The 10701-nt window shown below is 56.6% G+C and carries 16 protein-coding genes and 1 pseudogene; 8 read left to right on the plus strand and 9 right to left on the minus strand.

From position 1 onward, the window contains the following. Positions 1-41: 41 nt before the first annotated feature. A complete protein-coding gene (locus ACV4UZ_RS07765) occupies positions 42-362 on the minus strand; it encodes a YnfA family protein (RefSeq protein ID WP_491600339.1) in 321 nt (106 codons plus the stop codon). Positions 363-509: 147 nt separating this feature from the next. Here ACV4UZ_RS07765 and ACV4UZ_RS07770 point away from each other — a divergent pair, with 147 nt between their 5' ends. The 4 genes from ACV4UZ_RS07770 to ACV4UZ_RS07785 all read left to right on the plus strand — a co-directional run bounded on the left by ACV4UZ_RS07770 (position 510) and on the right by ACV4UZ_RS07785 (position 2727). Beyond that, positions 510-1151: a hypothetical protein gene (locus tag ACV4UZ_RS07770; RefSeq protein WP_491600328.1), complete on the plus strand. Its 642-nt coding sequence runs from the start codon at positions 510-512 to the stop codon at positions 1149-1151. Positions 1152-1169: 18 nt separating this feature from the next. Then, a complete protein-coding gene (locus tag ACV4UZ_RS07775) occupies positions 1170-1406 on the plus strand; it encodes a hypothetical protein (protein WP_491600329.1) in 237 nt (78 codons plus the stop codon). 168 nt (positions 1407-1574) lie between these two features. Continuing rightward, positions 1575-2249, plus strand: a complete 675-nt coding sequence (locus ACV4UZ_RS07780; RefSeq protein WP_491600325.1) for a hypothetical protein — start codon at positions 1575-1577, stop codon at positions 2247-2249. Positions 2250-2388: 139 nt separating this feature from the next. Then, on the plus strand, positions 2389-2727 hold the full coding sequence (locus tag ACV4UZ_RS07785; RefSeq protein ID WP_491600324.1) for a DUF6626 family protein: 339 nt from the start codon (positions 2389-2391) through the stop codon (positions 2725-2727). Here the strand turns inward: ACV4UZ_RS07785 and ACV4UZ_RS07790 are convergent. Further along, on the minus strand, positions 2706-3251 hold the full coding sequence (locus ACV4UZ_RS07790) for a recombinase family protein (RefSeq protein ID WP_491600330.1): 546 nt from the start codon (positions 3249-3251) through the stop codon (positions 2706-2708). The two genes, ACV4UZ_RS07785 and ACV4UZ_RS07790, sit on opposite strands and share 22 nt — an antisense overlap. Positions 3252-3564: 313 nt before the next feature. On the opposite strand from ACV4UZ_RS07790, the gene ACV4UZ_RS07795 reads away from it, so the two are divergent. Both ACV4UZ_RS07795 and ACV4UZ_RS07800 read left to right on the plus strand, forming a co-directional pair. Next, entirely contained in the window at positions 3565-4155 is a 591-nt protein-coding gene (locus ACV4UZ_RS07795) for a hypothetical protein (protein ID WP_491600323.1), read from the plus strand. Between the two features lie 162 nt (positions 4156-4317). After that, positions 4318-4629, plus strand: coding sequence for a hypothetical protein (locus ACV4UZ_RS07800; protein ID WP_491600331.1), 312 nt, complete (start codon positions 4318-4320; stop codon positions 4627-4629). A gap of 339 nt (positions 4630-4968) precedes the next feature. On the opposite strand, the gene ACV4UZ_RS07805 is transcribed toward ACV4UZ_RS07800, so the two are convergent. Next, positions 4969-5175, minus strand: a complete 207-nt coding sequence (locus ACV4UZ_RS07805; protein WP_491600332.1) for a hypothetical protein — start codon at positions 5173-5175, stop codon at positions 4969-4971. A gap of 53 nt (positions 5176-5228) precedes the next feature. Here ACV4UZ_RS07805 and ACV4UZ_RS07810 point away from each other — a divergent pair, with 53 nt between their 5' ends. Then, positions 5229-5435 carry a hypothetical protein gene (locus ACV4UZ_RS07810; RefSeq protein ID WP_491600333.1) on the plus strand — a complete coding sequence of 69 codons (207 nt, stop codon included), beginning with the start codon at positions 5229-5231 and terminating at the stop codon, positions 5433-5435. Positions 5436-5498: 63 nt separating this feature from the next. Next, a complete protein-coding gene (locus ACV4UZ_RS07815) occupies positions 5499-5771 on the plus strand; it encodes a hypothetical protein (RefSeq protein WP_491600334.1) in 273 nt (90 codons plus the stop codon). Between the two features lie 38 nt (positions 5772-5809). On the opposite strand, the gene ACV4UZ_RS07820 is transcribed toward ACV4UZ_RS07815, so the two are convergent. From ACV4UZ_RS07820 to ACV4UZ_RS07845, 6 genes and pseudogenes are all read right to left on the minus strand, one after another. Beyond that, complete coding sequence (locus tag ACV4UZ_RS07820) at positions 5810-6079, minus strand: biotin/lipoyl attachment domain-containing protein (protein ID WP_491600335.1); 270 nt, start codon at positions 6077-6079, stop codon at positions 5810-5812. An 18-nt stretch (positions 6080-6097) separates the two neighbouring features. Beyond that, positions 6098-6637, minus strand: a complete 540-nt coding sequence (locus ACV4UZ_RS07825; RefSeq protein WP_491600336.1) for a hypothetical protein — start codon at positions 6635-6637, stop codon at positions 6098-6100. Positions 6638-7212: 575 nt separating this feature from the next. Continuing rightward, positions 7213-7392 (minus strand): hypothetical protein, encoded by a 180-nt coding sequence (locus tag ACV4UZ_RS07830; RefSeq protein WP_491600337.1) that lies wholly within the window; start codon positions 7390-7392, stop codon positions 7213-7215. Between the two features lie 97 nt (positions 7393-7489). Further along, positions 7490-7741: a biotin/lipoyl attachment domain-containing protein gene (locus ACV4UZ_RS07835; protein WP_491600338.1), complete on the minus strand. Its 252-nt coding sequence runs from the start codon at positions 7739-7741 to the stop codon at positions 7490-7492. Positions 7742-9633: 1892 nt separating this feature from the next. Beyond that, positions 9634-9903 (minus strand): hypothetical protein, encoded by a 270-nt coding sequence (locus tag ACV4UZ_RS07840; protein ID WP_491600316.1) that lies wholly within the window; start codon positions 9901-9903, stop codon positions 9634-9636. 19 nt (positions 9904-9922) lie between these two features. Then, positions 9923-10701 (minus strand): annotated as a pseudogene (locus ACV4UZ_RS07845) (TolC family protein); the annotation flags it as partial.

Genomic DNA, 10701 nt, shown 5'->3' on the forward strand with positions numbered 1-10701 from the left:
TTGAACGCCAGGGTGGCGGACGGGATGTTGCGGCTGACCGATCAGGTGCTACGCGGCCCGAAGATGATGGCCATGGCACCGACGACGCAGATCGCCGCGCCGATGGTGTCCCCGCGGTCGGGGCGAGTGCCCTCGACCACCCACATCCAGATCAATGACGTCAGGATGTAGATGCCGCCGTAGGCCGCGTAGGCGCGCCCGGCGAAGTCGGCGTCGATGCGGGTGAGCGCCCAGGCAAACAGGGCGAGGCTGGCCATGCCGGGCACCAGCCACAGCAGCGACTTGTCCAGGCGCAGCCACGCCCAGAAGGTGGTGGTTGCCGGAATGGGGACAAGCCGAAAAACAATAATGCTATCACCAATAAATATTCTGCACTAAATGCGATAATCACGCATTTATCATTAAATATGCGTGCCTGCATAAATAATCATTGTGATGCAAAAACTGCATTATGCGCTGGGTAGGCACATAGATGTTTTGTTGAGCGAATATATATTTGGAGGTTGGATATGAATAAAGTATTTGATGAAGATAATTGCAGAATATTTGTCGGTCGCCGACAGGATCGCCCCGAGGCTGCCATGGAAAGGCGGCTTAAAGCGCTGGGGAAGCAATACCCGTGGCGCATCACATTGGCCGCAGATGAGGAAGGCTACACCTACTTCCAGAGCCATTTGGCCAACTGCCAAGGCATGATTACAGTCACGGATAACGGCGGCGGAGAGGTTACCCCCAAGCACCTCGACGCGGTGTTTAATAGCCGCCTTGGATATGGTGCATTTACCCTCTGGTCAACCGCACCCGACGATATTGAGATGATTCGGTTGACTCTGCCTCCATCTGAAAGCGCTCCACAGGAGCGAGACACCAAGTATCCGGTGAAAACCACATACTACATTAGGGCCGACGACATTGAGGATTTCGCGGTCAGATTTATGGTCACCGACGATGAAAAATACGTGGGTGACAGAAGAAGAAAAAGAAAAAGACAGGGAGCATCTCTAGAAATCAGAAGCAGACGAGCCAAGAAGAACGATAAAAAGCAAGGCGGGATCAATTTCCAGGACGAAGAGTATCAACGGAAAACAGGGCGGCTGACTTCACCAAAAATGCCCGCTCACTTGAAATCTATCAGTGACGCTGCTGCATAAATAGGTAGCAGGCCAGACATGGAGGTGATGAATATGAGATTGAATGAACTAATGATTTCTGCCGCTGAGGCGGTGTCTGTCGAGAGAAAATATCAATGCGATAATTCGTTTTTAATGAATGATGCTGAGTTAGGCTCTGGGGTATTGGATATTCTCGACACTATTAAGGTTGCTTCGCGTCAGACGGAACATTTGGTGAGTTTGCTCATTATGCGTGCCAACCGACGGGTGATAGATCGCGGTCCATCCAAGTGAATTAACTACATGCCTAAATACCTCTGTCGTCAGTTCCAATTTTCGACGAAAGAGGTGGTCACTATGAATATATGTATCGCATTGAATGCTTTTACTTGTGCTGCACCACCTCCCAGCACATGGCTCCTGGCGTATTGGAACGCGCCAGGGCAATTTTGAGGTGGTCACATGGAAAAGAATATATCGCAGCCAGCAATTGGTTCAGAAAGCAAACTCCCGAGAAGTTGGCAGTTTTTCCGTTCGGTTGAGCGGTCAAAATTAGCGTTTGCCACGATAATAGTGAGTGGAATACCCGCAAGCCCAGGCCATTCTGACGCGGCCATTGAGTCAAAGGTCCGTGCCGAAATTGAGCTATTTAAGTCAGATTGGGCAAGTCTAACCAAGAGCCGTCGTTTACCCGGCCTACGATTTCGTGGTGCGTTTGAGTTTGATTTATCAAGAAGCCGGGATGTTCACGGTCACCGAGAATCACTATTCAATGATCTTGGGGTTCCGCCAGTTTCCGGCGATGACGTCATCATCAATCTGCATGTCCATTTGCTGGTGGCGTGCGGTCGATGTGAGGTAGATACGCTTTCGGAAGAACTGCGGCGAAAATGGCCGGGACGGTGGCGGGTGGTCGTCAAGTCATTGTTTGAAAAACAATCAACTGACGAGGCAGTCCGCAATATATATGGCTACATTAGAAAACAAATATGCCGATATTCAGAAGGTGGCGTAGGAGATCTTCCTGTCCGCTTTGGGAATGAATGGGAACCTGTTTGGTTAAAAAAGATTGGTAGACTATATAAATGTATGTCACTTGAGTTTAGATCATCTGACAGATGGTTATATAATATATAACTACAATCCGATGAATGCATGATGTCGCCTAATATAAATACACAAACATGTCGTATATGTTGAATTGCTAATAGATAAATATTCTGCATCTTGATGCCTGCATAAATATGACTGCAATAACATACGCAGGAGGCATCTAATGCTAAGTCTTAAAGATATTTACGATGAACTTCACTCTCTCGGGGTGGTTGGGTCGGGTCGCAGCTTTGGTGATTTTGCAAATCGCAGCCAAAGTTATTTGAGTTCATCCCTGTCCCGTTGCCGCCGCCCATCTGCCGAGGTTCTTCTGGCCCTGATACAGAACATCAACGATTGCCTCGACGCCACTATCGAGGCTGCGGCACTGTGCAAAAGCGATGAAGATCTAGGCGAATACGAGCATGGAATCAATGGGTTAAAGGTTTTAGAAGCCCGAGTATGGGGAGAAATATGGCGCCGGGCCGGTAGCCGAAATGGCTATTCGGCCAGCAACCGGTAAACGCTGGCCCGCCCGACCCCCAGCTTGCGGGCGATGGCAGCCGCCCCAAGCCCCTCGTCCTTCAGGGCACGGATTTCCTCGGGCTTTATCGTCGGGCGGCGGCCCTTGTATTTGCCTTCGGCCTTGGCCTTGGCGATACCCTCCCGCTGGCGCTCCAACATGATTTCTCGTTCCCACGCACCGATCCCGCCAAGCAAGGTAAGCATAAGCCGTCCCGTCGGCGTGCTTGTGTCCATCGCCATGTTGAGAACCCGCAGGGCCACCTTCTTCTGTTCCAGATATTCGGTGATCTGGAGGAGATGAGGGACAGATCGGGCCAGCCGATCCAATTTGCTCACCATCAGGACATCGCCCTCTCGGACAAACTCCAAAGCGGCAGCAAGCTGGTCGCGAGCAGCAACATCCACGGACAAAACTTGCTCCGTGAAGATTTTTTCGCAACCGGCAGCTTCCAGGTCTCGGTACTGGGCATCAAGGCCGGCCCGCTGATCAAGAGTGGATGTTCTCGCATATCCGATCAGCATAGCGGCCTCATGTCTTGTTTGTATTTAAGAAGCATATGAGAATATGTCTCAAATGTCAAATTGGCACATATACGAGACACTTATTTGGGCGGATTTCGGTGCCTTGCTGAACCTTGGTCATGCGAGACGCGGGGTTCATGTCCCTGGCACAGGCGCAGCAGCGCCTTTGCCGTCTGAGCTCCGGGGGCTTGGTCGAATTGATCAGGCTGCCGCAGAGGCATCGGTGGCGGGCAACCCGCTATAAGCCTGAAAAAACCAAAGCATTCACTCAATGGGCGTCGGTATGCCCATTGCGAACAGGAGAAATGTAATCATGACAACCCATAAATCATTCGCAACTATAACTGCCAACCTAATCCCGACCATATACTCCCAAGCCCACATGGTAGCGACATGTGAGATTGATGATATGTTCGAGACATGTGTTTGTGAATTGAATGACATCAAGGACACTTTTAAAAAACACCACATACACGCCATAATGTGTATCTTCAAAAGCAATGAAATATACCTGGGGGAGACACCAACTCCAGATGGTTTCAATCGTTACTATGAGCTTCCTGTTATATACCACTGCGTTGTATTCAAAAAAAGAAGCGATGCAGTTAAGTTTAGAATGATTTGCGATGATGAGACGTGGGCCTTGAATAAAATATATGTTATTAAACGCGGCGACACATACCTTTCGGTAAAGAATAGGATGAGCACTATCGTCGATGATGGAGAAGACAGCGATATAGACGATGACTTCCCAGCTCCCGTTCCGGTTTGTGTTGAATGGGTGCGGGATATAAACAAAGCATATCGTTCATACACTACAAATAGTATTCTTCCGAGACTTGTTGGTGCAGAATATGTAGCATTTAACTGCACCAATGGCGATCTCCACACCCCAGTGGGCTGATGCCGAAACGCCTCCCCGCTTTTGCAATTCGGGGACTTCCACGACCTGCTAAACGCTATCCAGGCAGCTCTCACGCTGATCTGAAACCCCAGAACGCAAGCTAAATCACCCATTATCACGCGCCGGGCAAATCATCCCCAGCGCGACAGGAGAGATTTGATCATGAAAATCCAAAAAAGCATCGCTAATATTTCATCAACATTAATACCAACATTATACTCACAGGGATATGTGTTGGCTACTGAGCTTTATGAAGATGAGTGTGAATATGAAAACATTATAGAGGCATTAACAAAACAAAATATACATGCAACAGTTTGTCATTTGACGAGCCATGAGATTGGTTCATGGCAAATGGGGTTTGCTCGGTATTTATATGATTATTATTGCATTGTGTTCAAAAGCAAGAGTGATGCGTTCGCTTTAAAATGGCTTATAGTGGAAACTGCTATCCGCTTGATATGGTTTATGTGATCAGGCGAGGAAGATGCTATCTAAAGGTCTTAGATGCAGATTTTAATACAGGTCGCGTCACCGTCGGATGGACACGTGATGTCAACAGGGCGCATAGATCATATTCAAATAATAGCGATATTATAGATATATTCGATGCCGAGTATGTAGCGTTCCCATGCACTAATGGTGATCTTTACTATCGTCAAGGATAAGGGGTGCCCATCTACGCTTAATCAGGCTGTAAGGGGGCGAATTGACTCATACTGGCCCGGCGTGCCGGGCCGGTGTGGTCCTATCTGTCAGGTGATATCCTTCTCAGCACACACAAGCTTTGATCGGCTCAGGGGGAGTGATGCGTCATTGACCTCCGGCGGCAATTTTCAATCGGGTGATCGCCATTTCAAGTTCGGTAGCGATCTTGCGACGCTGATCGGAAGCCTTGGCCTCCCTCAACCGCCGCAAAGAGCCCTCAGCCTCGTTCAATTCCTGCACGGCCACTGTGGCAGACTGGGTTGCTAAACGCAGCTTGACCGACGAGATCTCCGCAGCCTTGCCATCTTTCATAAGCCTTGTCGATGGGGCCGCTCTGGGCCAGGGCTATTGATGCAGGGGTCGGCGTGGCCGCCACCATCATCACCATCAGGGTTTGCTTGATCTTCATGTCGATCTCCTTCACTGGGTTGATGATTATGCGCCCCACTCTCGGACCAGCACCACCAGGGCCGAGCGGCGGCGCGGCCAATCAGGCTTTGGCCCTGGCCGCTGATCTGGACATGGCCGATCAGCTTGAGGTTGGGGGCCGTGCCATGCCAGACGGATGGTAACGCGGAAGAAGCTTCCCTGGGGCACCAGAATCTGGCCCGATACCCGCACGGGGATGTCGCGGCATGGAGCGAGGCCAGGGCCGAATCGGTCAGAACCTTAATCGGATTGCGGTCGATGGCCAGCACCGTGCCGGTCATACCGACATGGTCGAGGCCGTGAGAAATGAAACGGGCCTCGTCGCCCGGCTTGATCCGGTCAAGATCATCCTCGGCCACATAGGCGGTGGCGATGGTGGCGCCGTCGCACGGATCAGGCCCAATTGTCTTGGGGGACAGCCAAGCGCCGGGCTTCAGATCCGGCAGTGGATCAAGGAAGATCCGGGCATGGGGCGATAATGGTCAGACGTTCGGCCTCGGCATCCAGGGCCGCCTTCTCAGACCCAAGCCGCGACGACTTCCTCGGTCAGGGCCGACCCGTCGCGGCCGAAGGGGTCGAGCTTAACTGCCTCCAACTCAGCGGATTTTCCCGCCAGCTTGGCGGCGGTGATGGCACGCCTTGAATCTATATCGGGGGCGGTGAAGGCCAGCAACTTTGTTCCCGCCGCTACATGCTGGCCGCGCTCGACCAGCACCGCTTCCAACCGGGCCGGAGCGGGCGGAATAGCGGCGCCGTAACTCGGCGGCGACCGAGGCCGGAGCCTCAATCCGGGTCCGCCATGGGATCACCGCGACCACCAAGGCAAGGCCGATTCCCAGCAACGGTCGCTTCCAGCGGGTGTTCTTGAAAATGCCGTCGCGACGCTCGCCCATTCCTTGACCTCGTTCCAGATGGGCAGGAACACGAACCAGCCGATCTCGACGGCAAACAGCAGCACGCCAACCGCCTTGATGAAGAAGTGATAGACCAAAGCGGCGATGCCGAGGAACGGCGTCAGGCGGTAGATCCAAACGGCAAAAGCAAAGGCGACCGTGGCCCTCTGGCGGCCTGGGTTCATGGCTTCCGGCGCTGGCTCGCCCAGATCGAACAGCACTTCGCGAAGCCACCACTTGGCCATGGCGAAGGAACGCGGATGCAGGTTGGGCAGTTCCAGGGCGTCCATGGCCAGGAAGTAGCCGTCGAAACGCATGAAGGGGCTTAAGTTTATGGCCAGCGACGACACCCAGGTGAAGGCAGCCAGCACAAACACCGCTTGGCGCATGCCACCATCGGGCAGGAAAGCCCAGAGCAGCGTGGCCCAAGCCGCCACGGAGAGTTCGGCCATGATCCCCGCCGCCCCGACCAGGAGCCTTTGCCGCCGCGACGCCGGGTCCAGGTCTCGTTGACGTCGGTATAGAGCACCGGCCACATCACCAGGAATGCCACCCCCATGGTCGGCACCCGGCGCCCGAACCGCTTGGCGGTCAGGCCATGGGCCAGTTCGTGGATGACCTTCACCAGTGACAAGGCGATGCCGTAGCTGACCATGCCGCTGACCGAGAGGGTATCGACCAGGGTGGCGGTGAAGACCTCCCATTGCCGCACCAGCAGCATCAACCCGAGCAGCAAGGCCCCCAAGGTGGTCCAACGAAACCACTGGCTGCCCAGCCAGGACACCAGCGGCAGCATGGCCCCCCAGGAAGCGATCGGGCCGCAGCGGGGAATGCGGAAGAACAGGTAATGGTGCAGCAGCCAGTTGAAGACGGAATGTTTCTCCGCCGCCGCCTGCTCGGCCAGCCGCGTTGTATCGCATGGCTGTTGGCCTGGGTCAGCTGATTGCCGTGGAGGAACTTGGCGACATCCACCACCTCCTCGTCACTCATGTCGATGGTGGTTTCGGAACGCACCGCCTTGGCGACGTCACCGGCGGTGCCACCCCCAGCGGCTCAAAGCCTCGAAGGCGGCCCAGCCGATGCGGAAATAGCGGTTCCGGACCGGATCGCGGATGGTCCAGGTGGGCGAGCCGTCGAGGGAAGCCGGACCCGGATGCAGCGATAGCTCATCGCGCAAACCCGGCAATGGCAGGGCGGCGGAATCCATGGTTACAGACCCACGAAGTTACGCACGACCGCCAGCGGGCGCCGCGCCAGCCAGTAGATCAACGCCACCCGATGGCCGTCAAGCCGGGCGGTGCCCTTCAATCCCAACCGGGGACCGCTCTCGCCCTTCGCCAATTCCGCCCGCACCCGATGACCCAGTGTTCGTCGGGCTGGGGAATGGCTTCATAGGTGACGTAAAGCAGCTTGGCCGACACCGGCGACAGCGGATCGGCATTGAGAAACCGGCTGACCCGGTCACCCTTCTCCAACGCGATGACATCGGCAGGGGCCAACCAAGCCTCCACCTCGACGTCATTGGGCGATGCCCGCGCCAGCACCTTCTCACCCACTTGACCGGGCAGCCTCCTCGGCGGGATCGTCCAGCACGGCCAAATCGGCACGCGGTGCCTTGACTGGGAGCGGGCCATCAAATTTTCCAATTGAGCCGCCTCGGCGCTCCGCTCCTCGATGCGGGCGCGGATGATGGCAAGCTGACCCTGGCCTTGGAATCAAAGAAGCCTGCTGGGTGGCCTGATCCATCTGCCGGGCGGTGGACAGCGCCTTTTTGGCCACCTTCACTTCCCGGTCAGGGTGGTGCGATCCATTCGAAGAGAAATCTGTCCCTCGGCCACTTCTGTTTGCCGGACGTGCACCTTCTCGATGCGCCGCTCCGTGGGCGAGCGGATTCACCGCCGGATTATGGGCCGCCAGCTCCTGCGGGGCCAGCTCGACAGCCGCAGCGGGAACAGCAAGGCCAGCACGATTCCCGCCGCCAGCTTCAGCCGGTAGCGAGGAATGGATGTGATCTTTCGCTTCCATTGCGTGACCGGCGAGGGCCAGTCGCCGCCCGAGCGTGGCCGTCGAAATCCGAAGCACGGGTTACGGGCAATGTCCTGCTCGCCCCAATCCTCGTCACGGGCCGGCAGCAGGGTTCCGAGTCGCCTCGGCCGTCGCGGTCCTTCAACGGCGGCGGCGGGCGTGGCGAGGCCGCCCTCCGACCGTTCTGCCCATCGGCGCCATCGAGAACGGCGGGAACAACTTTGGCGCACGTTGATCGGATACCAGACACTTGAACACCCGCTGCCACAAGGTGAAGGGTGCCCCGGCCTCAATCCCGGCAACGCCGATGCGTCAGTCCCTCGCCCTCGAATGAACACGCCGCTTGGCGGTAGAAAACCAAGGCCCGGCTGTCATTGACCGTGACAAAGCCCAGTTCGGTGGAATTGGCGCCTTCCTCGCGTGTTCTCCAAGCCCAGCAGTTGATAACGGGTTGTGGCTCATAGATCGATATCAATCATGGTTGGGGCATCTGCACCCGGCCGGTCATACCGGCGATCAGTTCGGGATAATCGCCCTTAACCTCGGCCACCACCTTGACCGAAAAGAAAATCGCTTCGACCTTGGCCCCTACGCGGCGATCTTGGCGGGATGGACCTTTCTTGACCTAGCCACCCGCCACCTGGACCACCAGAGCCGCACTTTGAGGTTTCTTACCCAGCCCGACAGCACGATGAACTCGGCCTCCGGTCGAGTGCGTCAAGAGAGGTGTCGAGAATGGGCTGACGCGCCTGAACTATTTTGAATAGGGCTCTCGCCCTCTGTTCGACCACCCAGCCGGAGAACGGCGCACTGATGCCGCATTTGCTGGTGACGGCGCGGGCCGAGTTGAGCTTCCACCTCGGCTACGGCAGCATCCGATCTAACTTCTCGGCTTCCAACGTTCCGGCCGAGTTCAGCTCCACAGACGCTTATGCGCCCGAATTCAACTTCTCCGCCGCCCCCTTCCCCCCCCGGCCCTCGTCCAACTGCGCCTTTTCGATGACGCGCAGTCAAAACACAGGGTCTGGCCCTCCTTGAATCAGTTTTTTTCTTGACCGTGATGCAGTGAATTTTGCCCGGCAATTCGGCAGATGGGTCCGCGAACTGCACCACCACCCAGTTGAACCGGAATCACCGGCTCCTGAGCTTGTGCTCCGAAGGACAGCAGGCACAGGGCCGGGACCGCCCATCCCCAGCGGGCCCAGACCCCACCGTTCCCGAGATTGAGCAGATCGGAAAACCCAGCGGGGCGCTAGCTTTGTGCATCATGCTCGCCGCGCCAGAACGTGCAATGGACGCATGGCGGCTGGCCTACCCCGGGGCTGTATGCTCAGAATCAGCCACGGCAGCGCCATCGAACATCCCCCCCCGCTCCACAGGCGTCAGCTCATTCACTTTCTCCTTCGGCTGCGCTGGATGGCGTTCATGATTGCTCGGTCCTGGCATTTCCAACGGATTCCGGCAGATTGAAATCCGGCAACTTCCTGGTCAAAATCGCGATGTCCTTCAAGGAAAGCTGACCATCCGACCTCGCGGGGGAATCTGGGTCAAAACGGCGAAGCGTCATCCGACGGATGGCGTTCCTGGCGGCACGGGCGAGCGCTTCACCGATCATCGTCGTTTCCCCGATCAGGAATGAAGGAAGGGGCGGAAGCGAGCCTGCAGCCAATTTGTTGGATGAAGTCCATTCCATCCCTCCCTTCTCGGACCGCCTACCTGTTGATGGGGCGCCCCAACCAATCGATAGGGCGATCCGATGGATTGGCCTGAGCGACCTGGGAAGCAGCGGGATCGACGGTCATGGAAACCGGCACCGTCACGGTCGGAGGCGCTTGGACAGTCGGAGCTGTGGCCTCCTTGGTCGGGGCGGAGAGTTCCTGGACCTTGTCGGCAATGGTGCGGCCCAACCAGCCCAGAGCATCGGCAACCACGTCGCGCTGTTCGGGTTCGGCCGAAACATCGGGCTTCACAGCCTCGATCACGGCGGGCGCAGCCTGCGGCACCGCATCGGCCTTCACCACCGGCGGCATGGCCAGGACGATGGCGCCCGACAGACCTTCCAGCGAGTGCGACGCCACCCGCTCCGGCACCGGGTCGGCGCCGATGGTGGCTTGCAGCTTGCCATAGGCCGACTGCATCTGGGCATAGGTCTGGAAGCGGCGAAGCTCGGCGGCGATGGCCGAGGTCTCGGTGCTGATGCGCTCGATCTCGTTCTGGGTGCCACCGCGCTGCTGGTTGCCCGAGGCTTCGGCCAGACGGGTCTCAATGCCCCACAGCTTGTCGGCCCGCTCGAACTGCTTGGTGGCGCTGGCGAACTGATGCGAGATCACATGGACCTGGGCCAGTACCGCCATGCGCAACGCGATGCGCTTGGCATCGGCCACCTTTTCGGCACTGTCGGCATGGGCCAGCCGGTCAGGAGCCGACAGCAGATTGATCAGGTTCCAGGTGACCTTGGTGCCCACATCATTCCAGCGGTTATCCACCAGAA

It is taken from the genome of Paramagnetospirillum sp., from assembly GCF_058402745.1.